Origin of the sequence: Xanthobacter cornucopiae (assembly GCF_043195065.2) — a bacterium.
Classification (GTDB): Bacteria; Pseudomonadota; Alphaproteobacteria; order Rhizobiales; family Xanthobacteraceae; genus Xanthobacter.
In genome coordinates, this window is the sequence record NZ_CM195531.1 from 4,048,797 (window position 1) to 4,073,698 (window position 24,902).

The window sequence follows — 24,902 nt, forward strand, 5'->3', positions numbered from 1 at the left end:
CCGATGCCTCGCGAAGCTAGGGGAGCTCGATTTATTTGACAAGTTTTATCGAATTTATAAATATTAATTTGGCCTCGAACCGGCGCCAATCGCCCCGGCCCGCGTCCGCCTTCTCCCGACAGCCCTGCCCCCAAGACAAACCGAGGACTCGCGCCCATGCTGAGCCGGCGTTCCCTTCTCCAGCACCTGGCCATCGCCGCCGCGGCCGGTGGCGCACTGAACGTGGCGCGGGCCCGCGCCGCCGCCGGCGACTATCCCAGCCGGCCCATCAAGATCATCGCCACCTACCAGCCGGGCGGCACCAACGACATCATGGCCCGCCTCGCCGCCGACATCTGGAGCAAGGCGCTGGACGTGCCGGTGACGGTGGAGAACCGCCCCGGCGGCAACGGCTCCCTGGGCACCAGCCTGGTGGCCCACGCCAAGGCCGATGGCTACACCCTGCTGGCCGGCACCTTCGGCCCGGTCACGGTGCTGCCCACCCTGACCCCCGACATCGGCTACGACCCGCTGAAGGACCTTGCCCCGGTGGGGATCCTGGCGACCGCGCCGAATGTCATCATCGTGCATCCGAGCCTGCCGGCGACCACGCTGCCGGAGTTCATCGCCCTTGCCAAGGCGCGGGCGGACAACCCGTTCCGGTTCGGCGTCGTGCCCGGCGGCACGCCGGAATTCCTGGTGGAGGTGTTCAAGACCGCCACCGGCATCACGCTGGTGAACGTGCCCTACAAGGGCGGCACCTCGGCCCTCAACGACCTGATCGGCAACCACATCGACTTCTACATCGACAACGTGCCGCTGGTGCTGCCGCAGATCCGCGGCGGCACGGTGCGGGCGCTGGCGCTCGCCAGCCCCACCCGCTCGCCGGTGTTGCCGGAGGTGCCGACCACCGTCGAGCTCGGCTATCCCGACGCGGTCATTCTGCCCTGGCATGGCATCCTCGCCCCCGGCGGCACTCCCGAGCCCATCATCGCCCTGCTCAACGCCAAGCTGGTGGAGGCGCTGCGCACGCCGCCGGTCATCGAGCGCATCACCAGCCAGGGGGCGAGCGTGGTGGCCAATTCGCCGGCCGAGTTCGCCGCCTTCCTGAAAGCGGAGGTTCCGCGCTGGGCGCAGGTGATCCGCACCTCCGGCCTGACCGCCCGCTAGTGCGGAGGCGCCCGCCATGCGCATCGCCAGCCGCACCAATTTCCTCGCCGGCCTGCTGTTCGCCGGCTTCGGCGCCGCCGCCCTGCTGCTCGGCCGCGACTATGTGGCGGGCACCGCCGCCCACATGGGGCCGGGCTATTTCCCGCGCGCCCTCGGCATCGTCCTGGTGCTGCTGGGCGGCGCCATCGCCCTGAAGTCGCTGGCGGTCGAGGGCCCGGCGCTGAAGCCGGTGCGCCTGCGGCCGCTGGTGGTGATCACCCTCGCCATCGTGCTGTTCGCCGTGCTGCTGGAGCGCGTCGGCCTGGTGGCGTCGGCGGTCGTGCTGGTTGCGGCGTGCCGGCTCGCCGGGTCGCGCCTGTCGGTGCGGGAAACGGTGCTGCTGGCGGTGGGGCTGGCCGGCGCATCCGCCCTCCTGTTCGGCTATGGGCTCGGCATTCCGCTGCCCATCTGGCCGCCTCTGACCTGAGCATCGGAACCCGGTCCATGGATGTTCTCGACCATCTCGCCCTCGGCTTCGCGGTCACGCTGACGTCGGCCAATCTGTTCTACTGCTTCGCCGGGGCGCTGCTCGGCACGCTGGTGGGAGTGCTGCCGGGGCTGGGCCCGGCAGCCACCATCGCCATGCTGCTGCCGACCACCTTCGCGCTGGGGCCGGAAGCGGCGCTCATCATGCTCGCCGGCATCTATTACGGCGCCCAATATGGCGGCTCCACCACCGCCATCCTGGTGAACCTGCCGGGCGAATCCTCCTCTCTCGTGACCTGCCTCGACGGCCACCAGATGGCGTTGCAGGGCCGCGCCGGGCCGGCGCTGGCCACGGCGGCGCTGGGCTCGTTCTTCGCCGGCTGCGTGGCCACCGTGCTCATCGCCCTGCTGGCGCCGGCCCTGTCGGCGGTGGCGCTGAAGTTCGGCCCGGCGGAATATTTCTCCCTCATCCTGCTGGGCCTCATCGCCGCCGTGGTGCTGGCCAATGGCGACGTGCTGAAGGCGGTGGCGATGATCGCTTTGGGCCTGCTGCTGGGCACGGTGGGGGCGGACGTGGGCGGCACCGCCAAGCGCTTCACCTTCGGCGTGCCGGAGCTGGTGGACGGGCTCGGCTTCGTGGCCGTGGCCATGGGGGTGTTCGGCATCGGCGACATCCTCGCCAGCCTGCAGCGGCCCGATGGCGGCAACAGCCTGGACCGCGCCCAGGTGAGCCGGCTGTGGCTGACGCGGGAGGATTTCCGCCGCATCGCCGGCCCGGTGCTGCGCGGCACCGCGTTGGGCTCGCTGCTGGGCGTGCTGCCGGGGGGCGGGGCGCTGCTCGCCTCGTTTTCCGCCTACACCCTGGAAAAGAAGATCTCCCGCACCCCCGAGCGGTTCGGGCGTGGCGCCATCGAGGGGGTGGCGGCGCCGGAGGCGGCCAACAACGCCGGCGCCCAGACCTCGTTCATCCCGCTGCTGACCCTGGGCATTCCCTCCAACGCGGTGATGGCGCTGATGGTCGGGGCGCTGATGGTGCAGGGCGTGGCGCCGGGGCCGCAGCTCATCACCGAGCGGCCCACCCTGTTCTGGGGCGTCATCGCCAGCATGTGGGTGGGCAATTCCATGCTGGTGGTGCTCAACCTGCCGCTCATCGGCATCTGGATCCGGCTGCTGTCGGCGCCCTACCGGCTGCTGTTCCCGGCCATCGTGCTGATCTGCTGCCTCGGCGCCTACAGCCTCAACAACAGCACCTTCGACGTGCTGCTGGTGGCGGTGTTCGGCGTGCTGGGCTACGCCTTCCATGTGCTCGACTGCGAGCCGGCGCCGTTCCTCATGGGCTTCGTGCTCGGCCCCATGTTCGAGGAGTATTTGCGCCGGGCCATGCTGCTCGCCAACGGCAACCCCCTCGCCATTGTCGAACGGCCGATCTCGGCGGTGTTCCTGGCCCTGGCCCTGGGGCTGCTGGTGCTGATCCTGCTGCCGACGTTCCGCAAGGTGCGGCAGGTGGCGTTCCAGGAGAATTGAGGCGCATCGCCGGCCGAAAGCCGGCGGATGCGAAAAGGGGCCGCCGCGGCGGCCCCTTCGCTGTCGCCCCGGCCCGCCTACAGGCGGGCGGTGGTGTCGAACGCCTCGCCCAGATAGGCCTGCCCGATGGTGGCGGCGGTGCGGTCCACATTCTCATGCAGGGTGTGGAAGCGCAGGTCGCGGTAGAAGCGGGCCAGGGCCGAATGGTCCAGGAAGGCGCTGGAGCCGGCGATGGCGGCGGCCTTGTCCAGCACCTCCACCGCGGTGGTGATGGTGCGGTGCTTGGCCTCCATGGCGTAGAGCTCCGCGCGCGGATCGTCGCCCCGCGTCCACAGCCAGGCGGCGCGGTAAACCAGCCAGCGGGCGGATTCGATGGCCACCCGGATCTCGCCGAAGCGCAGCTGCGCATAGGCATCGCCGGTGGTGCCGCGGGCCGGCAGATAGGTGCGCAGCTGGTCGAACACGCCCTGGGCGGCGCCCAGGTACTGGGCGGCGAAGCCGAGGTGGAACTTGGCCTGCCAGCGCTCGCGCGGATTGGTGCCGGGGGCGCCGAGCACCAGCGCATCGGGCACGAACACGTCGTCAAGCCGGATCTGCGGGCTCACCGCCCCGCGCATGCCGATGGGGTCCCAGGTGCCCGGCACCACCGAAAAGCCCCTGGTGCCCTGGGGAATGGCGACGCCGAGGTGGCCATCGGCGGTGCGCTGGTCGGCCAGCAGGGCGAACACGATGTTGTAGGCGGCCACGTCCGCCAGGGTCGCGTAATTCTTGAGGCCAGTGACGGAATAGCCGCCGGGGCGCCGCTCCGCCAGGGTCTCAAGGCCATAGAGGCCGCGCGCGGTGCGGCCGGGCTCCGAGCCGGTGGCGTTGAGCAGCGCCTGTTCCTCCACCACCCGGCCGAGGATGTCGCGGCGCTGCTGCGGCGTGCCCACATGGTTCACATAGTGGGCGCCGTGGCTGTGGATGTGCAGGCATTGGCCGGTGGAAGGGCAATGGCGGGCGGTCTGCTCCACCGCCAACAGGTAGAGCAGCGGATCGGAGCCCTTGGCGCCGCTGTCCTCGCCGCCCAGGTCGGAGGAGATGGTGAGCTTCAGCAGGCCGAGGTCGCCGAGATCCTTCAGATTGTCGAGGGGCAGCGAGGCGGCGGCGTCATGGCCGGCGGCGCGGGGGGCGAACACCTCGCGGCCGAGCCGGCCCACCTCTTCATAGACCTGCCGCTGCCGGGGGGAAAATTCAAAGTCCACGTGTCAACCTCCGGGTCAAACCGCCGGGCGTCGCGCCCGGTCCTGACGACTGTTTCACTGCTCGATGCGGGCGCCGGAGACCCGCACCACCTCGGCCCAGCGCGTGTTTTCGGCGTCGATGAAGGCCTGGAACTCCGCCGGGCTGGAGGCGATGAGGTCCAGCCCCAGATCCTTGAGCTTGTCGCGGCTCTGCGGTGCGTTGAGAATCTTCACCAGCTCGGCGTTGAGCCGGCCCACCACCTCCGGCGGGGTGCCGGCGGGGGCTAGGATGCCGTGCCAGGCCAGCGCCTCGGCGCCGGTGATGCCTTGTTCGGCGAGGCTGGGCACGCCGGGCAGGAAGTCGGTGCGCCGCGACACCGCGATCGGCCGCAGCCGCCCGGACTTGAGGAACGCCGCCGAGGAGGAGGTGTTGTCGACCGCGAAATCCACCTGGCCGCTGACCAGGTCCACCAGCATGGGGCCGGCGCCCTTGTAGGGCACGTTGGCCCATTCGACCCCGGCCTGGGTGCGGATCAGCTCGGTCAGCAGATGGTGGATGGTGCCCAGCGAGCCCATGCCGTTGTTGAGTTGCCCGGGCTTGGCCTTGGCCAGGGCGATCAGTTCCTGGACATTGGTGACCGGCAGCGCGGGGTTCACCTCCAGCACCAGCGGGCCGCCGGCGGCCAGCACCACCGGGGCGAAGTCCTTGCGCGGGTCGAACGGGGTCTTGGTGAGGTTGGGCATCACCGAGAGCATGGCGGAATTGCCCACCAGCAGGGTGTAGCCGTCGGGCGCGGCCTTGGCCACGTAGTCATGGCCGATGATGCCGTTGCCGCCGGGCTTGTTCTCCACCACCACCGGCTGGCCCAGCGCCGCCGACAGCGGGTCGGCCACCAGGCGGGCGACGATGTCGGTTTGCCCGCCGGGCGGATAGGGGGCGATCAGGCGGATGGTCTTGGCCGGATAGTCGGCGGCGCCCGCGGTGCCGGCGAGCAGCGTCAGCGCCGCCGCGGCGGCGAGGGACAACAGGGTTTTCACGAAACCTCTCCTGGACTTGAAGGGAAAGGGGCGCCGCGGATCATTCGCGGAACGCCTCGGCACGCACCTGGCGCACGGCGGGCAGCACCAGCAGCACCAGCAGCGCGGCGGCGGCGAGCAGGAACGCGAGGGTGATGGGCCGCTGGAGCATCACCAGCGGATCGCCGCGGGCGAGCTGCATGGCGCGGCGGAAGTTCTCTTCCATCAGCGGCCCCAGCACGAAGCCGAGCAGCAGCGGCGCCGGCTCGCAGTGCAGCAGGTGGAAGAGGTAGCCGACGAGCCCGAACAGGGCGACCAGCAGCACGTCGAACCAGCTGTTGGAAACGCTGTAGGCGCCGATCAGGCAGAACAGCACGATGGCGGGAAACAGCAGCCGGTAGGGCACCGACAGCACCCGCACCCAGATGCCGATCAGCGGCAGGTTCAAGATCACCAGCATCACGTTGCCCACCCACATGCTGGCCACCACGCCCCAGAACAGCGCCTTGTGGTCGGTCAGGATCTGCGGGCCCGGGGGCACGCCGTGGATGAGCATCGCCCCGACCATCAGCGCCATCACCGCATTGGCGGGAATGCCCAGGGTCAGCAGCGGGATGAACGAGGTCTGGGCGCCGGCGTTGTTGGCTGCCTCCGGCGCCGCCACCCCCTCGATGGCGCCGCGCCCGAACCGCTCGGGGGTGCGGGAGAGCTTCTTTTCCAGCGCATAGGCGGAGAATGAGGCGAGCAGCGCGCCGCCGCCCGGCAGCAGGCCCAGCAGCGAACCGAGCGCCGTGCCGCGCAGGATCGGCGCCCAGATGGCGCGCCAGTCCTCCCGCGAGGGCCAAAGACGGCCGATGGTGGCGCTGGCGCCGCGCCGTTCCGGCGTATGGAGGTTGGCGACGATGTCGCCGATGCCGAACACCCCCATGGCCAGGGCCACGAAGCCGATGCCGTCGCCCAACTCCGGCACGCCGAAGGTGAAGCGCGGCACGCCGGTGGCCACGTCCGCGCCCACCAGCCCCAGTTGCAGCCCCAGCAGCACCATGGCCACCGCCTTCAGGAACGGGCCGTTGGCCAGCACCACGGCGGCGATGAGGCCGAGCAGCATGAGGGAGAAATATTCCGCCGGCCCGAACTTCAGCGCCGCTTCCGCCAGCACCGGGGCGAACAGGGCGATGAGCACGGTGGCCACGCAGCCGGCGAAGAACGAGCCCAGCGCCGCCGTGGCCAGCGCCGGCCCGGCGCGGCCCTGGCGGGCCATCTGGAAGCCGTCGAGGGTGGTGACCACCGACGAGGATTCGCCCGGCAGGTTCACCAGGATGGCGGTGGTGGAGCCGCCGTATTGGGCGCCGTAATAGATGCCGGCGAGCATGATGAGCGCGGCGGCGGTGGGCAGGCCGAAGGTGATGGGCAGCAGCATGGCGATGGTGGCCGCCGGGCCCAGCCCCGGCAGCACCCCCACCAGCGTGCCGAGCAGCGCGCCGATGAGGCAATAGAACAGGTTCGCCGGCTCCAGCGCCACCAGCAGCCCCAGCCCCAGATCGGAGAACAGCCCGCTCATGACGAGAACGGCCAGACCCGGAACGGCAGGCCGAGGCCTTCCGCGAAGGCGAGTGTTGCGACTGTCGCCAGGCCCAGCCCGAGCGCCAGCGCCTCGCCCAGGCGGAAGCCGGGCGCCGCCAGCCGGCAGCCCACCACCAGCATCAGGCTGGAGAGCACCAGCCCCACGGTGTCGATGCCCGCGGCGAACAGCAGCACGCAGGCCAGGAGCACCAGCGGCCCGCGCAGGCGCGGCACCCGCACATCCTCGATGGGGCCTGCCCCGGCCCCGGCGCGCACGCCGATGCCGAGTCCCACCACCGTGAGGGCGATGCTGACCAGGGTGGGAAAATAGCCCGGCCCCATGTTGGCGGCGGTGCCGAGCCGGTAGTCGCGCGCCAGCACCACGCCGGCGATGCCGAAGGCGCAGAACAGGCCGGCCGAAAGCAGGTCCACCAGCCGGGCGTAGGCGACCAGGCTGGACGGGGCGCGCAGCGCAGGTGGGAGGCGGGACACCATCGCTCAGCCGGCGCCGGCGCGCTGGGCGCGAAGGCGGGCGGCGGCATCCTCCGGGCGCGGCAGGCCGAGATTCTCGCGCAGGGTCGCGCCTTCGAAATCGGCCCGATACAGGCCGCGCCGGCGCAGCTCTGGCAGCACCGTGGCGGCGAAGGCGTCGAAGCCGCCGGGCAGGTAGGGCGGCATGATGTTGAAGCCGTCCACCGCCTCGTCCTCGAACCAGGCCTCGATCTCATCGGCGATGTCGGTGGCGGTGCCGATGACCACCAGGTGGCCGCGCGCGCCGGCATTGCGCAGGGCGAGCTGGCGCAGGGTGAGGTTTTCCCGCCGGGCGAGGTCGAGCAGCAGCTTCTGGCGGCTCTTTGGGCCGTTGGTCTCCGGCAGGTCCGGCACCGGCGCGTCGGGGTCGTAGGGCGTCAGGTCCACTCCGCCGAGCTGGGCGGAGAGCTGGGCCAGGGCCACCCGCGGATGGATCAGGGATTGCAGATGGTCGAACGCCGCCTGCGCCTCCTCGCGCGTGCGGCCCACCACCGGAAACAGGCCGGGCATGATGGCGAGATGGTCGCGCGCGCGGCCATGGCGGGCGAGCCGGCCCTTCACGTCGGCATAGAAGGCCCTGGCGGCGCCACGGTCCTGCTGGGCGGTGAAGATGACCTCGGCGGTGGCGGCCGCGAGCTCCTTGCCGGCCTCCGAGGAGCCGGCCTGCACGATCACCGGATGGCCCTGGGGCGGGCGCGCCACGTTGAGCGGCCCGCGCACCTTGAAGTGCGGGCCGGCGTGGTTGAGCACATGCAGCTTGGCGGGGTCGAAGAACTGGCCGGCGGCCTTGTCGCGCACGAAGGCGTCGTCGTCGAAGCTGTCCCACAGGCCCTTCACCACCCGGGCGAATTCGTGGGCGCGGGCGTAGCGGTGGGCGTGGAGCGGATTGGCCTCGCGGTTGAAGTTCCAGCTCTCGTAGTCGGAATTGGTGGTGACGAGGTTCCAGCCCACCCGTCCCTGGCTCAGGTGGTCGATGGAGGCGAGCTGCCGGGCGAGGTTGTAGGGCTCGTTATAGGTGCTGGAGGCGGTGGCGACGAGGCCGATGCGGCGGGTGGAGACCGCCAGCGCCGACAGCAGGGTGAGCGGCTCCAGGAAGGCGCCGCGCGCGGTGCGCCCGAGCACCTCGGGGTCGCGCTCGCGCACCGCCACGGTGTCGGCGAGGAAGATGAAATGCAGGCGCTCCTCCTCCGCCCGGCGGACGAGGTGGAGATAGCGCGAGAACGCGACGGCATCGTCGGTGGAGGCGCCCTCGTGGCGCCACCCGGCCACATGATGGCCGGTCTCCTGGATGAACAGGCCGAGTTTCAGGTTTGCGCCGCGCGCCATGGTCGATGCCCCCGCTGCCCTGGGAACCGGCCGCGTGGCCGCCCGAGGCGGCAGACGCTAGGGGCTCAGACCTTAATGTCAATAAATTTTACAGATTTTATATAAAATATGCGACCGGAGCATGGCCGCCGCGCGCCGCGCGTCGAAACCTTTCATGGCGCCGATAAAAATCTTTCTTTGACAAATACGATTAAATTTATCAGCTATTGGTGCATAGCGAGCGTACCTTCTGGCGGGAGCGGCGTGCTGCGCCGCTCCCGCTCCTTTCCCCCGCAGCACAGCGATGCCCGCACGCGACACCGACATGCCTTATCCTAGTCCGCCGCCGCGCCGTGGCGGCGCGCCGGCCTCGTCCCCTCGCCCAGCCGCGAGGCGCTGGCGGCGCGGCGAGGGAGCAGGACGGCCGCGAGGCGGGCTGAGCTCCGGAGCCGCCCCATGCTGATTGCCAGCCAGCTCGAGCCTTTCTTCAACGCCGCCCTTGCCGAACGCCTCGGCGCCGAGGTGCTGCCCATCGCCCGTGGCGCGCCGCACGCGCTGCCCGGCGAGGCCCGGGTGCTGGTCGCCGCGCCCCTGTTCGGGGTGCCGGACGTCGCCCACCTGCCCCATCCGGCCGCCCCGCCGCAGGGGTGGCCGTTCAACCTCGACTGGATTCAGCTCGTCTCCTCCGGCATCGACCATTACCCCAAGTGGTTCCTGGAGGCGGTGCCGGTGAGCACCGCGCGCGGCGTGGCGGCGGAGCCCATCGCCGAATTCGTCATCGGCGCCATCTTCGAGGCGGTGAAGCAGCTTCACACGGTGTGGATCCACAGCCCCGAGGCGTGGCGCATCCGGCCGTTCCCGCCGCTGGCCGGCAGCACGATCGGCCTCGTCGGCTATGGCGCCATCGGCCGGGCGGTGGCCCGCAAGGCCCAGGGCCTGGGCCTCAAGGTGCACGTGCTGCGCCGCAGCCCGCCGCCGGAGGGGGAACCCGGCGTGGTGTTCGAGCGCACGATCGAGGACCTGCTCGCGGTCACCGACCACCTGGTGCTGGCGGCCCCGGGCACGCCCCAGACCCGGCACATCCTCAATGCCGAAAGCCTCAAGGCAGTGAAGCCGGGCGTGCATGTCATCAACATCGCCCGCGGCTCGCTGATCGACGATGACGCCTTCCTCGCCGCCATCGCCGACGGGCGGATCGGCCTTGCCACCCTCGACACCACGACGCCGGAGCCACTGCCGGCGGGCCATCCCTATTACACCCTGCCGCAGGTGCGGGTCTCGCCCCACACCTCCGCCATCGGCATCGCCCCGCGCCTCGCCCTGGTGGAAAAGGTGGCCGCCAATCTGGAGCGCTGGAGCGCCGGCACGCCGCTGCTCGATGCCGTGCACGCCGCCTGAGGCGCGCCGGTCGGGTAGCGCCCCGTGCCACCCGTGATCCGACCCCGGACGGCACTCCGCCGCCAGTCGCGGAGGAGCGCCGATGCCGCGCCGGCGCCGTCGCGCCTGGCGCATCCCTTGCCCCGCAGCCGCTTGGAGCCCCGCGTGAACAGTCCGGTGTTTCCCCCGCCCGCCGCCGTCCGCGCCGATGTCACCGCCGCCGTGGCGGAGGCCGCAGCCGGCATCGGCTATCACAGCCTGCCGCCCGAGGTGGTGACCACCGTGAAGCGCGTGCTGGCGGATACGCTGGCGGTGGCCTGGGCCGCCGGCGAGGCGGCCGGCGTGCCGGCGGCCCGCGCCTGGGCGTTGCGCGGCGGCGCCGGCCAGGGACGCCTGTGGGGCCAGGGCGAAGCGCGCCGCGAGCCCGCCGCAGCCGCCTTCTTCAACGGCACCCTGGCCGCCGCCCTCGATTTCGACAGCCTCGCCGGCCAGGTTCACGCCGACGCGGTGGTGGCGCCGGCCGCGGTGGCGGTGGCCGAGGACGCGGGCCGCTCCGGGCGCGATCTCATCGCCGCCCTCGCCCTCGGCGCCGAGCTCACCATCCGCCTCGCCGCCGCCAGCCACTCCAACACCGGCTGGTTCCACACCTCCATCGCCGGGGTGTTCGGCGCCGCGCTGGCGGCCGGGCGGCTCCGGGGGCTGGATGCGGGGCGTCTCCACAATGCCCTCGGCATCGCCCTGTGCCAGGCCGGCGGCACCCAGCAAAGCCACGTGGAACAGCGCCTCACCAAGCGCCTGCAATCGGCCTTCGCGGCGCGGGATGGCGTCGTCTCGGCCGATCTCGCCGGCCTCGACATCACCGGGCCGCAGGCCGCCTTCGAAGGGCCGTTCGGCCTCTACGCTTTGTTCGAGCAGGGCCGCGCGGACCTCGTGCTGGACGGCTTCGGCAGCCGCTACCTGCTGCTCGACACGGCGCTGAAGCGCTATCCGGCCTGCGGCTGCAGCCATGCGGCGCTGGAGGCGGCGGCGGCGCTGGTGCGCACGCACGGGCTCCGCCCCGACGACGTGGCGCGCGGCGAGATCGTCATCACGCCTTATATGGCGCGGCTGGTGGGCGGCGCCTTCGCGCCCGAGGCCAATCCCCAGGTCACCGGCCAGTTCAATGTCCGCTACGGCGTCGCCGCCACCGTGCTGCGCGGCGGCTTCTCGCTCGCCGACATCGAGCCCGGGGCGGTGCTGGATCCCGCCGTCCGCCCTCTCGTCGAGCGGCTCTCGGTGCGGGTGGATGAAAGCCGCACCGGCCGCTTCGGCCCTTCCGACGTGACCTTCGAGACCGATGACGGCCGGCGGCTCCACCACTCGGTGGCCGAGCTGCCGGGCAGCCCGGCGGCGCCGCTGTCGGACGCCGAGCACCACGCCAAGCTCATCGGCGCCTTCACCCATGGTCCCGGCGCGCTCACCGCCGCGCAGGCCGAGGCCCTCATCGCCCGCGTCCACCGGCTGGAGGCCGTCGCGGACGTCTCCACCCTGTTCACGCGGATCCGCTGACCCGCGCCCGGATCCGGCGCCACCACACGGGAGATCCCCATGGCACATGACTTCAAGGACAAGGTGATCTGGGTCACCGGCGCTTCCGGCGCCCTCGGCGCGGCCAGCGCCCGCACCCTGGCGGCGTCCGGCGCCACCGTCGTCGCCTCCTCGCGCCGGCCGGAGGCGCTGCCGCAGGCGGACGGCATCGTTCCGCTGCCGGTGGACGTCACCGACACGCCGGCGGTGGAGGCCGCCGTGGGCGAGATCCTGGCCCGCTTCGGCCGGCTGGACGGGCTCGTGACCAGCACCACCTTGCCCATCTTCGGCGACTTCCTGGAACTGACCGACGACGACTGGCAGAAGGTGATCGACGCCAAGCTGCTGGGCACCGTGCGCCCGGCGCGGGCGGCGCTGCGGCACTTCGTGACGGTCGGCGCCGGCGCCATCGTTGCCTTGAGCGGGCGCGGCGGTCTCGAGCCCTCGCCCCAGCACCTGCCCGGTTCCAGCGTAAACGCCGGCCTGATCCTGCTGGTGCGCGGCCTTGCCTCCATCTACGGACCCAAAGGCGTGCGCATCAACGCGGTGTCGCCGGGGCCGATCCAGTCGCCCCGCCTGACGGCGCTGATCGCCGCCGGCACCGGCGCCGCTCCCGCCACGCCGCTCCAGGGTCCGGGCCTGCCGTCCGACGTGGCCGACGCGGTGGCCTTCCTGCTGTCCGACGAGGCCCGCTTCATCACCGGAGCCAACCTGCTGGTGGACGGCGGCGGCCGCGCCCTGGCCTGACGCAGGCCGGGCCGGCGCCCGCCCCCGGGGCGCCTCGCTCCAACGAAAAAGGCCGGCGCGTTGCGCGCCGGCCTTTATCCATTGCGGTGATCCGGGCTGCGCGGGATCAGGCGTAGACCTTGAATGACACGGTGTCGTCCTTCTCGATCTGGTGGATCAGGTCGATTTCCCAGTCGAGGTAGCGGCGGAAGGCGGCATGGCGGTCGCCGGCCTCCTGATAGGGCGAGCGCCATACGTCGTCGGCGGTGTGCAGCAGCGCGCTTTCGCCCGTCTCCAGCGGCAGGCCGGCGGCGGCCCAGGCCTGGGTGCCGCCCTCCAGCACCGAGACTGAGCGGCCGGTCGCGCCCGCCTCCGCCGCCGCGAAGGCGGCGAGCCGGCCGTCGGCGGAGGTGAGCACCAGCGGCAGGTCGGGCAGGGTGTCGAGCCCCTCCGGCAGGCGCGCGCGCACGGCGAAGCGCGCGCCGGGCACATGCCCGCGTCCGTAGGCGAGGCTGGTGTCGAGGTCGAGCACGCTCACCGCCCCGGCCGCCAGCAGCTCCGCCAGCCGGGCCGGGCTTACCGTGGCCGCCGCCGGCGGGGTGCCGAGCACCGGAGCCTGTTCGGGGCCGCGCTCCAGCCCCTGCGCATCGGCCGGCAGCGTGAAGACGTGGATTTCCCCGATGCCGAGCTGGATCAGCCACGAGGCGGTGATGGCGGCGCGCACCCCGTTGGCGTCGTCGATGAGCACGATGCGGGCGTTGCGCGTCCCGATCCAGCGATCGGTGGCCTGCACCAATTGCCCGCCCTCGGCCCACAGCGACCCCGGCAGGTGGCCGGCCTCGTATTCGGCGCGGGTGCGCACGTCCAGCAGGTAGAGGCTGCGGCGCGCGCGCTCGGCCTCCAGCGCGGCCAGGCCGGCGGCGTCCAGGGCCTGGATGCCGAACCGCTGCGTGAGGTGAGCGACCGCGGCGCGCGCCTTGTCCAGCCCGGCCGCGCCGGGGGCGGGGGCGGCCCGGCTCACCCCGCGGTTGAGCTCGAAGCCCTCGAACAGCCACGCCATGGTGCCGTTTTCGAGCGCGGCCACCGGATTGGGGATGCCGGCATTGATCAGCGCCTGGGCACCGATGATGGAGCGGGTGCGGCCGGCGCAGTTCACCACTACCAGGGTGCTCTCCGAGCGTACCAGATCATGCACCCGGTAGGGCAGCTCGGCGTTCGGCACCGCATGGGCGCCGGGAATGGAGAAGGTCTCGAACTCCTGCAGGGTGCGCCCGTCGAGCACCACCAGGTCCTCGCCGGCGTCGAGCTTGTCCTTCAGCGCCCGGGCGGACAGGCGCGGCGTGCCATAGGCATGCTCCACGAATTCTCCGAACGCCTTGGAATAGACGTTCGAGCCGGTATAGGCGATGCCGCCGGCGGCCACCCAGGCCGCCACGCCGCCCGCCAGCACCGAGACGTCGGTGTAGCCGAGCCCGGCGAGCCGATCCGCCGCGCGCCGGGCCAGCACGCCATCGCCGGCATCCACGACCACCAGCGGCACGTCGCGGCGCGGCAGCAGGGCGCCGGCGCGCAGCTCGATCTGCCCGAGCGGCAGCGGCACCGACTGCAGGATATGGCCGTCACGGGCACGGACGCCCTCCTCGCGCACATCCACCACCGCAATCTCCGCCGGCGCGGCGAGGCGGGTTCTGAGTTCGGCGACCTGGACAAGAGCGGGCGCCGGCGCGGCGGCGGGCGGGGGGGAGTGAAGCACGGCAGTGGCGGCCATCGTCGATCCTCGCGACAGGGAAGACGCGCAGCATCGTCGCACTTATATATAATTTCAATTGAATTTATTGACTAACGCGCCGGGCGCTGCTCTGCTGCCGCCACCGGACTCGACACGGCCGCCAGCCGGAGACCCGCCGAAGACCCGCCGGAGACCTGGGATGTCGCAGCAGAACGAGAAGAAACAGATCCGCGTCAATGCGTTCGCCATGGCGACGCCGGTCCACCATTCGCCCGGGCTGTGGCGCCACCCGGATGACCGGTCGCTGGACTACACCGCGCTGTCCTACTGGACCGACCTCGCCCAGGTGCTGGAGGGCGGCCTGTTCGACGCCCTGTTCATCGCCGACTCCATGGCGTCCAACGACATCTATGGCGGCTCCTACCACGCGGCGCTGAAGGTGGGCGCGCAGATTCCCAAGCTGGACCCCATCGTGGCGGTGAGCGCCATGGCGCTGGTGACGCGCCATCTCGGCTTCGGCATCACCAGCAACGCCCTCTATGAGCCGCCGTTCCCGTTCGCCCGGCGCATGAGCACCCTCGATCACCTCACCGGGGGGCGCGTCGGCTGGAACATCGTCACCGGGCACACCCAGTCCGGCTCGCGCGCGGTGGGCGAGAAGGCGCTCACCCCCCACGACCAGCGCTATGACATCGCCGACGAGTACCTCGACGCCGTCTATGCCCTGTGGGAAGGCAGCTGGGACGACGACGCGGCGGTGCGCGACCGCGCTGCCGGCATCTATGCGGACCCCGCCCGGATCCGCCCGGTGACGCACCGGGGCCAGCACTTCCAGATCGACGCCCTGCACCTGTCCGAACCCTCGCCGCAGCGCACCCCGGTGCTGTTCCAGGCCGGCGCTTCCGCCCGTGGCCGCGTGTTCGCCGCCCGCCATGCCGAATGCATCTTCGTCAGCGGCCCCACGCCCGCCGTCATCGGCCCGGTGGTGGCCGACACCCGCCGCCGCGCCGCCGCCCTCGGCCGCGACCCCGCCGAGCTGAAATTCTTCTCCATGGCCACCACCATCGTCGGCGCCACCGAGGATGAGGCGAAGGCCAAGCTCGCGGACTACCGGCGCTACATCAATCCCGAGGCGGCGCTGATCCTGTTCTCAGGCTGGACCGGCATCGACTTTTCCGGCTGGGACCTCGATGCGCCGATCACCTTCGACACCCGCTCCCAGGGCCTGGTCTCGGCGCTGGAGGCGTTTTCCATCGCCGACCCCAGCCGGGTCTGGACCGTGCGCGAGCTGGCTGAGCACAATGCCATCGGCGGGCGCGGGCCGGTGTTCGTCGGCGCGCCGGACCAGGTGGCGGACCAGATCGAGGCCTGGGTGGAGGCCACCGACGTGGACGGCCTGAACCTGAGCTATGCCATCACCCCCGGCGGCTTCGCCGATTTCGGTGCGCTGGTGGTGCCCGAGCTGCAGCGGCGCGGCCGCTTCAAGCCCGCCTACGCCGCCGGCACGCTGCGCGAGAAGATCTACGGACCGGGCCATGCCCGCCTGCCGGCAAGCCATCCCGCCGCCGCCTTCCGGCCCGGCGCGGCCGCCGGCGGCCCGCAGCGCCAGGCGGTGTGACCCCACATGCGCGTTTCCAACCTCCAGGGAGGTTCCATGGCCGGCTTCAGCGACGGGCTCGACGCCCTCACCCTCCAGTTCGGCGCCCTGCCGCTCCAGGGACTGCACACGCCGGACCCGCTCCGGCCCACGCGCGGCGATGCCGGCTCCGCCACGCCGCCCCAGGGCAGGGGGAGCGCTCCCGCCTTCTGGGGGCGGCTGCGCCCCTGGCTGCCGCGCGCCCGGCGCCGTGGCTGACCGGCCCGGCCCGCGTGCCGGCGCCCCACCCCATCCTCTTCTCCCCCGACCGAGGGCGCGCGTCATGACCCGCCAGATTCGCCTGAACGGCTTCATCGGCTTCAGCCCGGTGCATCTCTCCCCCGGCCTGTGGGCGCACCCGCGCAACCGCAGCCTGGACTACAACAGCCTGGAGCATTGGGTGGAGCTCGCCCGCCTGCTGGAGCGGGGCAAGTTCGACGCCCTGTTCATCGCCGACAGCATCGGCCTGCCGGATGTCTACGGCGGCTCGGCGGAGGCGGCGCTACGCGCCGGCACCCAGGTGCCCAAGAACGATCCGCTGCTGCTGGTGGCGGCGCTCGCCCATGCCACCCGGCACCTGGGCTTCGGCATCACCGCATCGACCTCCCATGAGCTGCCGGCGGTGCTGGCGCGGCGCTTCTCCACCCTCGATCACTTCACCCAGGGGCGCATCGGCTGGAACATCGTCACCGGCTATTCCGACAGCGGCGCCAAGGCGGTGGGCCGGGCCGGGGTGATCGCCCACGACGCGCGCTACGACCGCGCCGACGAGTTCCTGGAGGTGGTGTATAAGCTGTGGGAGGGCTCCTGGCAGGACGGCGCGGTGGTGCGCGACCGCGAGAGCGGAGTGTTCGCCGACCCGGACAAGGTGCATCCGGTGCGGCACCAGGGGGCCCATTTCGAGCTGGAGACCATCCACCTCACGGAACCCTCGCCCCAGCGCACGCCCTATCTGTTCCAGGCCGGCGCCTCGCCGCGCGGGCGCGCCTTCGCCGCCCGCCATGCCGAGGCGGTGTTCGTGGGTGGGCCGACGGCGGCCAGCGTCGCCCCGCTGGTGCGCGACCTGCGCGCCCGGGCGGCGGCGGAAGGCCGCGACCCGCGCGACATCGCGGTGTTCGCGCTGGCCACCGCCATCGTCGCGCCCACCCGCGCCGAGGCCGAGGCGAAGCGCGCCGAATATGCCGCCTATGCCGATCCCGAAGGGGTGCTGGCGCTGCTCTCCAGCTGGACCGGCATCGACCTCGCCAAGGTCGACCGCGACGCCCCCCTCGCCTCCACGCCGCTGCCCGACAATGCGGTGCAATCGGTGCTCACCGGCTTCGCTGGCTCGGACGCACGCCCCTGGACCCTGCGCGAGGTGATCGACCATGCCGCCATCGGCGGGCGCGGGCCGGTGTTCGTGGGCAGCCCCGCCGACGTGGCGGATGCGTTCGAGGCGTTCGTGGCGGAGTCCGATGTGGACGGCTTCAACCTGTCCTACGCGGTGCTGCCGGAAACCTTCGCCGACGTGGTCGACCTGCTGGTGCCGGAGCTTCAGCGGCGCGGCCTGTACAAGCAGGACTATGCCCTGGGCACCCTGCGGGCCAAGCTCTCGGGCACCGACGGCCTGAAGGCCACCCATCCCGGCGTCGCCTATCGTGCCCGCGACCGCATCGTCCCGGCGGCCTGAGCCGCAGGGGTGCGGCAGGGGTGACCCTGGCCACCGCCTTGATGATCGCCCCTTGATCCGGGGGATTGACCCACAAAGGCCAGTCGACCGCCTTCGCGGTCCCGGCGTCGAGCGCGCTTTCGCACGAGGCGGGCGCCGGCTCGCGTGGAGAGAAATCGCCAGATCAAGGCTTTATGCGCCGGTGAAGACCGGCTTGCGCTTCGCGTGGAAGGCCTCCACGCCCTCCTTGAAGTCGCTGGACTGGCGCAGGCGGCTGTAGCACTGGCCTTCCAGCTCGATGGCGAGCGCCAGGGGCGCGTCCTCGGTGGCGTTCAGCAGTGTCTTCGCCGTGCGTTGGGCGAGCGGCGAGAATTCCACCAGCTCCGCGACCAGGGCATCGGTGGCGGTCTCCAGCGCGTCGTCGGCCACCTTCGCGGTGGCGATGCCCCACGCGACGGCCTCATCGGCGCCAATGCGCCGGGAGCGCATCACAATGTCCTTGGTGCGGGTGATGCCGATCATCTTCTGCAGCCGCGCCGAGCCGCCGGAGCCGGGAATCTGCCCGAGCTTCTGCTCCGGCAGGGCATATTGGGTGGTTTCGGTGACGAGGCGAAAATCGCAGGCCAGCGACAGTTCGAAGCCGACACCGAAGCAATAGCCCCGGTTGGCCGCGATCACCGGCTTCGACGCCCGCGCCGGGGCGGCGATGTTCCAGGCCAGCTTCGAGACATGCTCGGGGCTCGCCTCCAGGAAGCCGCTGATGTTGCCGCCGGACGAGAAGTGCGCGCCGCCGGCGCGCACCACGATCACCCGCACCTGCGGGTCGTCGTCCAGGATCTCGAACACCAGGCGCAGCTGGTCACGCTCGGGCATGGAGATGATGTTGAACGGCGCGCGGTCGAGGACGATGTCGGCGCGCTGGCGGGGCGCGTCGATCTCGACGCGGAAGCCGTCCAGCGCCGCGAGGCGGGGATCGGCGAACGGATAAGGAACGGGCATGGCTCTCGGCCTTGGGTCGCGGCCTTGGTCTCGGCCTGGGATCGGAGGCGGGGTCAGGCCGCGGTGTCGCTGCCGGTGTCGAACAGGCCGTCGGCGCGCAGCCTGTCGAGAATGCGCAGGCCCAGGCTGTAGACGGCGATCCCGCCGGTCAGCAGGCCGCTTTCCACCACCCCCGCCAGTTCCTCCAGGGAGGCGCCGGCGCGGCGCGCGGCCTGGGCGTGGCGGGTGGCCTCGGGCTCCCGCTCCAGCACCAGCAACTGGCCGAACTGCACCAGCTGCAGCCGCTGCGGGCCGAGCGGGCTGTGGACGATCACCTGTTTGCGCAGCGCCTCCAGGGCCGCCCCGGTGCGGGCGCGGCCGGCGGCGGCCTCCAGCGCCCAGCGCCGCTCCACGTGCTCGGGCACGTGGCCGAGCAGCAGGTCGTAGACATCGACCCCGTCCTGATGCCGGATCGCGGCATCCCCATCGTGTTCCGCCATGGTCCTTCTCCCAGTCGCGGGGCCCGCCACCGGGCCGCCGCATCGAGCCGATGCCGCGCGCCCGCTCAGGCGGGGCGGCGGCGATTGTCGCGGATGCGCTTGGCCTTGAGGTCGAAGCGCGGCAGAGTTCCCGGCGGCACCACCTCCACCTTCATGGTCACGAACAAGGTGCGGTGCAATTGCTCCTCCAGCGCCCGCGCCAAGGCCCGGGCGCCCTCCGCCTCCTGCGGCGCGCGCGGCTCGACGCGGATGCGCACCTGGTCGAGGCCGTCGGCGTCGGACCAGAACTCGATGTCATAGTCGTCGGAGGTGCCGGGATGGCTGCGGATGGCATGCTCGATGCCCGATTGCGCCACGCTGACGCCGCGGATCTTGGCAACGTCGTCGATGCGGCCGATGAAGCCCTTGAAATGGCGGAAGCCGCGCCCGCAGCCGCAGGACACGGTCTCGAAGCCGGCCACCAGATCGCCGGTGGGAAAGCGCACCAGCGGATGGGTGCGCTGCAGCAGGTCGGTCACCACCAGCTCGCCCGGCTGGCCCTCGGGCACCGGCTGCCGGGTCACCGGGTCCAGCACCTCGGCATAGACGAGGTCCTCGTTCCAATGGAAATGGCCGTGGTCGCAGTCCCAGGCGAAGTAATTGGTCTCCTGGGTGCCGCAGAATTCGTGCACCTCCGCGTGCCACAGCTCGGCGAGGCGCTGGCCGGTGGCCGGCGAGGAGGCCGGCCCCACCTCTCCGGTCACGAACAGCTTCTTCACCGGCCAGGTGGAGAGGTCGTGGCCCTGCTCCACCGCCAGCCGGCCGAGGCGCAGCAGATAGGTGGGCGTGCCGAGCAGCACCGTCACCCCGAGGAACGGGAGCATGTTGATGCGGATGGCGCTGTCCCAGGCGCCGCCGGGGATCACGGTCGCGCCGATCCAGCGCTCGGCGGCGTCATGGGCGCCGAACAGCCCCACGAACGGGGTGAAGCCGAAGGCGGCGTGCACCACGTCGGTGCGGCGCACGCCGGCGGCCCACAGCGCCCGCACCACGCCTTCCATCCACAGCGCGTAGTCGCGGCGGGTGAAGGGGATCAGCACCGGTTTGCCGGTGGTGCCGGAGGTCATGGCAAGGCGCACCACGTCGCCCTGGTCCAGCCCCTGCGCCAGCATCAGCCCGTAGGGCGGGGCGTCGGCCTGGCTCTGGCGGATGAGGGGTTTGGTGACGAACGGCAGGCGGCCGATGTCGTCGAGACCCAGCGGCGTGTCCGGGCTCAGGCCGGCGGCGCTCCACAGCTCGCGATACCAGGGATTGCTGGCCCAGGCATAAGCGAGGGTGGCGCGGAACCGCTCGTCCTGGAGCGTGCGCAGGGCCGCGCGGTCCAGGGTTTCCTCCCGGCTCCAGTAGGTGTCGTCCCACGGGCTCCGGTCGACCGAGAAGTCGGGAAAGGCGGCATGCTCAGAAACGGACATTTCGGCTGTTCTCTCGCGTCGTCGCCGCTGGCGCGGCCGGCGGCGACTTTCAGGGGTCGATGCCGGCCGAACCGGTCACTGCAAGGTGAGGATCACGTCGTGGGTGGACGGCAGGAGCTGCACGCCGGCGGCGTCGAAGGCGGCAAGCGGGGGGAAGCGCAGGCCGGCGGCGCCCAGCGGCTCGCGGATCTCCGCGAGGTAGGCATTGACGATGACGTCGCTGCTGCTGCGCTTCAGGCCGAACTCCACCGCCTTGGCGTTCTCCGCGCTGTCCGGCCGCCCGAACGCGCGCTTGACGAGCACCGGGAGCAGCTGGTCGATCACCGCCTGGAAGGTGGCGAGCCCGTCGCCGGCGGCGGCGAAGTCCTGGATGTTCTCGATGCCGTGCTCGTAATGGGCGGCCTCCTCGCCCAGCATCCGGTAAAGATGCCGCGCCCACGGCCGGTAGGTGGAATGCAGGTATTCCTCGATCTGGTGGGAGCCGCCGCGGTCCACCAGGAAGTTGAAGGCGGCGAGCGCCACCCAGCTGTCCAGCTTGATGCCCCAGAACTCCTCGGCGGATGGCCGCTGGGCGATCAGCGCCCGGCCGTCCACGCCGAGCTCGGCGAGCACGCCGAGGATGACACGGGTGTGCTCGCCCTCTTCCCAGGCGAAGCGGGCCGACAGCAGCTTTTCCTCGAACGTGGGCGCAAGGTCGATGGCGCGGCCGAACACCTCCAGTGTCGCCGATTCCGCCAGCAGCTGGCGGGTCAGGAGACGGATGAGCAGATCGCGATATTCACCCGTCGCCTGTTCCGGGCGGTGGACGGGCGCGTGCACGCCGGTGGCCATGTTTCAGTCTCCAAGAGGGGGTGAGGAACGGGATGGGTGAAACGTCAGGACCACCTTGCCCACGACCCGCCGCCCGGCGAGGGCGTCGAACGCGCGGGCGAACGCCTCCACCTCCAGCGCGGCGTGGATCACCGGCCTGAGCCGGCCGGCCACGAGCAGCGCGAACAACTGATCAAAGGCGGCGCGCACCAGCTCCGGGGCCTGCTCGTCATAGGTGTTGCTGCTGAAGCCGAGCACGCCGGCATTGCGCAGCAGCAGCAGGTTGGCGCGGGCAGCGGGAATGTCGCCGGAGGCGTAGCCGGCGCTGATGAGGCGGCCCTTCCAGGCCAGCGTCTTCAGCGCCAGATCGAAGGCCGCGCCGCCGAGCACGTCCAGCGCGACGTCGATGCCGTGGCCGTCGGTGAGAGCGCTGATCCGGGCGCGCGCCGCCTCGGGCGCGGCGCCGGTGTCCACCACCGCATCGGCGCCCGCCGCCAGCACCGCCGGCGCCTTGTCGAGGGTGGTGAGGCCGGCGATGACGGTGCCGGCGCCCAGCGCCCGTGCCGTCTGCACCGCCGCCAACCCGACCCCGCCGGCGGCGCCGGTCACCAGCACGCGGTCGCCCGGCCGCAGGCCGGCCCGGTCGGCCAGCGCCAGCCAGGCGGTCTTGTAGACGAGGCCGAACGCCGCCGCGTCCACGAAGCCCACCTGCGGCGGCAGCCGGAACGCCTGCGCGGCGTCCACGGCGATGACGTCCGCGAACGCGCCGTAGTGCGTCTGCACAAGCACCCGGTCGCCGATGACGACCCCCTCGGCGCCGGCGCCGAGGCCGATCACCTCGCCCGCGGCGTCCTTGCCGAGCACGAAGGGGGCCGGCGGCCGGATCTGGTACTTGCCGTCGATCATCAACAGGTCGGGAAAATTCAGTGCGGCGGCGTGGACGCGGACCAGGATCTGGCCCGGCCCGGCGGCCGGTGCCGGAACGCGGACCAGGGCCAGGGAGTCGCGCCGGCCGGTCTCGCCCACCACCAGGGCGCGGATGGTCCCGGCGGTGGCGTCCCGATCCAGGCCGGCACGCAGCCGGGCGGCGGTGTCGCAGCCGGGGGCGGGAGTGGCGGGGGCGCGCGCACTCATGCCGCCCGCTCCTGCGCCGGCCGGCCGTTCTTGTAGGCGGCGATGATGCGCTGGCGCTCGGCCCCCTGGCGCGGGTCGCCCTGGTGAATGAGCTCGCCATGGTGGAGCACCGCCGCGCGGGAGGCCACCGACAGCACCAGGTCGAGGTCGTGCTCGATCCACAGCACCGAGAGATCGCGGCGCGAGCGGGCAAGGCCGATCATCTCCGCGATCAGCGGGCGCTCGTCATGGGCCAGGCCCGAGGCCGGCTCGTCCAGCAGCAGCAGCGCCGGCTCCCCCACCAGGGCGCGGGCAAGGTCCACCCGGCGCAGGATGCCGAGCGGCAGGTCGGCGCAGCGCTCCCGGGCCGCCGCGGCAAGGCCAGTCAGCTCCAGCACCGCCGCGGCGCGGGCGGTGTTCGCCCGCTCCTCCGCCACCGCGCGCGCCGGCAGCAGCAGCGAGGCGAAGGCGCCGAGGGAAAAGCGCGGCGCCAGGCCCAGCAGCACGTTTTCCAGCACCGTCAGCTCGCCCACCAGGTGCATGCCCTGGAAGGTGCGGCTGACCCCGGCGCGGATCACGCGGTGCGGCGGCAGGGTGTCGATGCGGGTGCCGTCCACCAGGATGCGGCTGCCGGCGGAGGGCCGGTAGATGCCGCTGATGACGTTGAGCAGGGCGGACTTGCCGGCGCCGTTGGGGCCAATCAGGGCCAGCACCTCGCCGGCAGCGAGGTCCAGCGCGATGTCGCGCAGCACCGCGACCCCACCGAATTCGAGGCTGACCGCGCGCAGCGACAGGCGTGGAGCTTCAGCCATGACCCACCTCGCCACTGTTCGTCAGACCCAGCATCACGTCATGGATGGCGTCGAGGTCGGGCGGCTCCAGGCGCGCGAAGTCGGCGACCCGGCGTCCGCGATCGATCACCACCGCGCGGTCGGCCAGATGCGGCAGCCAGTTGCTGTCGGATTCCGCCACCAGCGCGCCGAGGCCGAGCTCGGCCTTGAGCCGTCGGAGGCTGGCGCAGAAATCCTCGATCACCGGTACCGCCAGCCCCAGGGTGGGCTCGTCCAGGAGGATCAGGCGCGGTGTGCCGAGCAGGCTGACGCCGAGCGCCAGCATCTGCTGCTCACCGCCGGACAGGTTGCCGGCCAGGGTCTCGCGCCGCTCGCCGAGGCGTGGAAACCAGGACAGGACATCGTCGAGCCGCACCCGGTCGCCACGGGCGCGGCTGGCGCCGATGCGCAGGTTCTCCCGCACGGTCAGCAGGGTGAACACCTTCTCCCGCTCCGGCACCAGCGAGATGCCGGCGGCAAGGCGTCCGCGCACGTCGCCCCAGGGGAAGGCCCGGCCGGCGAAATGCTGGGTGCCGACGATGCGGGCCCCGGATTTCAGCGCCCCGGCCAGGGCGAGCAGCGTGGTGGTCTTGCCGGCGCCGTTGGCGCCCACCAGCGCCACGCTCTCGCCCGCAGCCACCGCGAGGTCGAGGGTCCGCACCGCCGGCCGCAGGCCGAAGGCGACGTCGAGGCCGCGCAGTTCCAGTCCGCCGGTCATCGCCCGCCCTCCTTGCGCAGCCACGACAGCACCCGCGACGGCGCCTTGAGCAGGCTGGCGGCGAGGATGGTGCCGAGGGCGATGTTCTCGAGCCCCGCCACATGGGCGGCGGCGGGAATGGAGAGCGCCCGGAGCGTGCCGTCGATGGCCACCGGCAGCAGCAGCACCACGTACGAGGCGATCAGCGCGCCGCGCAGGCTGCCGGGCCCGCCCAGGGCAACGATGGTCAGGAACGCCACCGCCATGTGGATGGAATAGCTGCCGGCCTGCACGTTGCCGAGGTGATAGGCCGAAAGCACCCCGGCCGCCGCGGTGATGGCCGAGGTGAGGGTGAACACCGCCGCTCGCGCGCGCACCTGGGAGATGCCGAACACGGTGGCGGCGGACGGGTCCTCGCGCAGGAAGGTCCAGGCCCGGCCCACATGGCTCCGGCGCAGGAACGACAGCGCCGCCCACACCAGCGCCAGTGCCGCCAGCACCAGTGCCCACCAGCGCGCCTGCGAGTTCACCACGACGCCGAGCACCACCGGCGGATCGAGCAGGAAGCCGGTGGCGTTCGTGACCTTGATCTCGATGTCGCTGGCGACGATCTCCACCACATAATGGAAGCCGAAGGTGGCCACGGCCAGATAGAGGCCCGACACCCGCAGCGTCAGCAGCGCCAGCAGGCCGCCCAGCAGCAGCCCCAGCAGCGCCGCCGCCGCGAGCGCCGGCAGCAGGCCGAGCCCGAGCTGGGTGGCGAGCAGGGCGGCGGTGAAGGCGCCCACCGCCATGAACGCGGCCTGGCCCAGCGACAGCAGGCCGGCGGTGCCGGTGAGCACGGTGAGGCTCATGCCGCCGATGGCGAGAATTCCGCCGGACACGGCCAGGTGCAGGCCGTAATCCCCGAACGCCAGCGGCGCCAGGATGCCGGCGCCGGCGGCGACGGGCCAGGCCAGGGCCCGCAGGCGGCGGGCCGCCGCGCCGGGCGCGAAGGCGGAGGCGCCTGGCGGAATCGTGATCGGAGACGAAAGCGGCGTGGAGACGGGCTCGACGGACATCGC

Annotated in this window: 24 protein-coding genes; 9 read left to right on the forward strand and 15 right to left on the reverse strand. The window is 72.0% G+C overall.

Annotation, left to right across the window (positions count from 1 at the left end; genetic code table 11):
* The first annotated feature begins 156 nt into the window (after positions 1 to 156).
* Genes V5F53_RS17780 through V5F53_RS17790 form a run of 3 tightly spaced genes read left to right on the forward strand, consistent with a single transcriptional unit; the run spans position 157 to position 3,138 of the window.
* Complete coding sequence (locus tag V5F53_RS17780; protein WP_393996066.1) at positions 157 to 1,149, forward strand: Bug family tripartite tricarboxylate transporter substrate binding protein; 993 nt, start codon at positions 157 to 159, stop codon at positions 1,147 to 1,149.
* 16 nt (positions 1,150 to 1,165) lie between these two features.
* Positions 1,166 to 1,615, forward strand: coding sequence for a tripartite tricarboxylate transporter TctB family protein (locus tag V5F53_RS17785; protein WP_393996065.1), 450 nt, complete (start codon positions 1,166 to 1,168; stop codon positions 1,613 to 1,615).
* A 17-nt stretch (positions 1,616 to 1,632) separates the two neighbouring features.
* Positions 1,633 to 3,138 (forward strand): tripartite tricarboxylate transporter permease, encoded by a 1,506-nt coding sequence (locus V5F53_RS17790; RefSeq protein WP_393996064.1) that lies wholly within the window; start codon positions 1,633 to 1,635, stop codon positions 3,136 to 3,138.
* 77 nt (positions 3,139 to 3,215) lie between these two features.
* Here V5F53_RS17790 and V5F53_RS17795 read toward each other — a convergent pair whose 3' ends face one another.
* From V5F53_RS17795 to V5F53_RS17820, 6 genes are all read right to left on the reverse strand, one after another.
* On the reverse strand, positions 3,216 to 4,382 hold the full coding sequence (locus tag V5F53_RS17795) for an acyl-CoA dehydrogenase family protein (RefSeq protein WP_393996063.1): 1,167 nt from the start codon (positions 4,380 to 4,382) through the stop codon (positions 3,216 to 3,218).
* A gap of 54 nt (positions 4,383 to 4,436) precedes the next feature.
* Positions 4,437 to 5,399 (reverse strand): Bug family tripartite tricarboxylate transporter substrate binding protein, encoded by a 963-nt coding sequence (locus V5F53_RS17800; protein WP_393996062.1) that lies wholly within the window; start codon positions 5,397 to 5,399, stop codon positions 4,437 to 4,439.
* Between the two features lie 40 nt (positions 5,400 to 5,439).
* Positions 5,440 to 6,939, reverse strand: a complete 1,500-nt coding sequence (locus V5F53_RS17805; RefSeq protein ID WP_393996061.1) for a tripartite tricarboxylate transporter permease — start codon at positions 6,937 to 6,939, stop codon at positions 5,440 to 5,442.
* Complete coding sequence (locus tag V5F53_RS17810) at positions 6,936 to 7,436, reverse strand: tripartite tricarboxylate transporter TctB family protein (protein ID WP_393996060.1); 501 nt, start codon at positions 7,434 to 7,436, stop codon at positions 6,936 to 6,938. Before V5F53_RS17810 ends, V5F53_RS17805 begins: the two co-directional genes overlap by 4 nt.
* A gap of 3 nt (positions 7,437 to 7,439) precedes the next feature.
* Positions 7,440 to 8,798 carry an LLM class flavin-dependent oxidoreductase gene (locus V5F53_RS17815; RefSeq protein WP_393996059.1) on the reverse strand — a complete coding sequence of 453 codons (1,359 nt, stop codon included), beginning with the start codon at positions 8,796 to 8,798 and terminating at the stop codon, positions 7,440 to 7,442.
* Between the two features lie 78 nt (positions 8,799 to 8,876).
* Complete coding sequence (locus V5F53_RS17820; protein WP_393996058.1) at positions 8,877 to 9,104, reverse strand: hypothetical protein; 228 nt, start codon at positions 9,102 to 9,104, stop codon at positions 8,877 to 8,879.
* Positions 9,105 to 9,233: 129 nt separating this feature from the next.
* Between V5F53_RS17820 and V5F53_RS17825 the strand changes: the two genes are divergently transcribed.
* The 3 genes from V5F53_RS17825 to V5F53_RS17835 all read left to right on the forward strand — a co-directional run bounded on the left by V5F53_RS17825 (position 9,234) and on the right by V5F53_RS17835 (position 12,467).
* Positions 9,234 to 10,175, forward strand: coding sequence for an NAD(P)-dependent oxidoreductase (locus V5F53_RS17825; protein WP_393996057.1), 942 nt, complete (start codon positions 9,234 to 9,236; stop codon positions 10,173 to 10,175).
* A gap of 144 nt (positions 10,176 to 10,319) precedes the next feature.
* Positions 10,320 to 11,702 carry an MmgE/PrpD family protein gene (locus tag V5F53_RS17830; protein ID WP_393996056.1) on the forward strand — a complete coding sequence of 461 codons (1,383 nt, stop codon included), beginning with the start codon at positions 10,320 to 10,322 and terminating at the stop codon, positions 11,700 to 11,702.
* 39 nt (positions 11,703 to 11,741) lie between these two features.
* Entirely contained in the window at positions 11,742 to 12,467 is a 726-nt protein-coding gene (locus V5F53_RS17835; RefSeq protein ID WP_393996055.1) for an SDR family NAD(P)-dependent oxidoreductase, read from the forward strand.
* A gap of 106 nt (positions 12,468 to 12,573) precedes the next feature.
* Here the strand turns inward: V5F53_RS17835 and V5F53_RS17840 are convergent, their stop codons facing one another.
* Positions 12,574 to 14,214, reverse strand: coding sequence for a rhodanese-like domain-containing protein (locus V5F53_RS17840; protein WP_393996054.1), 1,641 nt, complete (start codon positions 14,212 to 14,214; stop codon positions 12,574 to 12,576).
* Positions 14,215 to 14,374: 160 nt separating this feature from the next.
* On the opposite strand from V5F53_RS17840, the gene V5F53_RS17845 reads away from it, so the two are divergent.
* The 3 genes from V5F53_RS17845 to V5F53_RS17855 all read left to right on the forward strand — a co-directional run bounded on the left by V5F53_RS17845 (position 14,375) and on the right by V5F53_RS17855 (position 17,480).
* Complete coding sequence (locus V5F53_RS17845) at positions 14,375 to 15,793, forward strand: LLM class flavin-dependent oxidoreductase (protein WP_393996053.1); 1,419 nt, start codon at positions 14,375 to 14,377, stop codon at positions 15,791 to 15,793.
* A gap of 36 nt (positions 15,794 to 15,829) precedes the next feature.
* Positions 15,830 to 16,030, forward strand: coding sequence for a hypothetical protein (locus V5F53_RS17850; protein ID WP_393996052.1), 201 nt, complete (start codon positions 15,830 to 15,832; stop codon positions 16,028 to 16,030).
* A 64-nt stretch (positions 16,031 to 16,094) separates the two neighbouring features.
* Positions 16,095 to 17,480, forward strand: a complete 1,386-nt coding sequence (locus V5F53_RS17855; protein ID WP_393996051.1) for an LLM class flavin-dependent oxidoreductase — start codon at positions 16,095 to 16,097, stop codon at positions 17,478 to 17,480.
* A gap of 171 nt (positions 17,481 to 17,651) precedes the next feature.
* Here the strand turns inward: V5F53_RS17855 and V5F53_RS17860 are convergent, their stop codons facing one another.
* The 8 genes from V5F53_RS17860 to V5F53_RS17895 all read right to left on the reverse strand — a co-directional run bounded on the left by V5F53_RS17860 (position 17,652) and on the right by V5F53_RS17895 (position 24,899).
* Positions 17,652 to 18,458, reverse strand: coding sequence for an enoyl-CoA hydratase/isomerase family protein (locus tag V5F53_RS17860; protein ID WP_393996050.1), 807 nt, complete (start codon positions 18,456 to 18,458; stop codon positions 17,652 to 17,654).
* A 53-nt stretch (positions 18,459 to 18,511) separates the two neighbouring features.
* Complete coding sequence (locus tag V5F53_RS17865; RefSeq protein ID WP_393996049.1) at positions 18,512 to 18,937, reverse strand: carboxymuconolactone decarboxylase family protein; 426 nt, start codon at positions 18,935 to 18,937, stop codon at positions 18,512 to 18,514.
* 65 nt (positions 18,938 to 19,002) lie between these two features.
* Entirely contained in the window at positions 19,003 to 20,388 is a 1,386-nt protein-coding gene (locus V5F53_RS17870) for a phenylacetate--CoA ligase family protein (protein ID WP_393996048.1), read from the reverse strand.
* A gap of 75 nt (positions 20,389 to 20,463) precedes the next feature.
* Positions 20,464 to 21,219 (reverse strand): Phenylacetic acid catabolic protein, encoded by a 756-nt coding sequence (locus tag V5F53_RS17875; protein ID WP_393996047.1) that lies wholly within the window; start codon positions 21,217 to 21,219, stop codon positions 20,464 to 20,466.
* A gap of 3 nt (positions 21,220 to 21,222) precedes the next feature.
* Positions 21,223 to 22,332: an NADPH:quinone oxidoreductase family protein gene (locus V5F53_RS17880; protein ID WP_393996046.1), complete on the reverse strand. Its 1,110-nt coding sequence runs from the start codon at positions 22,330 to 22,332 to the stop codon at positions 21,223 to 21,225.
* Positions 22,329 to 23,123: an ABC transporter ATP-binding protein gene (locus V5F53_RS17885; RefSeq protein WP_393996045.1), complete on the reverse strand. Its 795-nt coding sequence runs from the start codon at positions 23,121 to 23,123 to the stop codon at positions 22,329 to 22,331. Before V5F53_RS17885 ends, V5F53_RS17880 begins: the two co-directional genes overlap by 4 nt.
* The gene (locus V5F53_RS17890) at positions 23,116 to 23,859 is read right to left on the reverse strand and encodes an ABC transporter ATP-binding protein (protein WP_393996044.1); all 744 of its coding nucleotides are present in this window, start codon (positions 23,857 to 23,859) and stop codon (positions 23,116 to 23,118) included. The genes V5F53_RS17885 and V5F53_RS17890 overlap by 8 nt, the downstream gene beginning before the upstream one ends.
* The gene (locus V5F53_RS17895; RefSeq protein ID WP_393996043.1) at positions 23,856 to 24,899 is read right to left on the reverse strand and encodes a branched-chain amino acid ABC transporter permease; all 1,044 of its coding nucleotides are present in this window, start codon (positions 24,897 to 24,899) and stop codon (positions 23,856 to 23,858) included. The genes V5F53_RS17890 and V5F53_RS17895 overlap by 4 nt, the downstream gene beginning before the upstream one ends.
* Positions 24,900 to 24,902 lie beyond the last annotated feature (3 nt).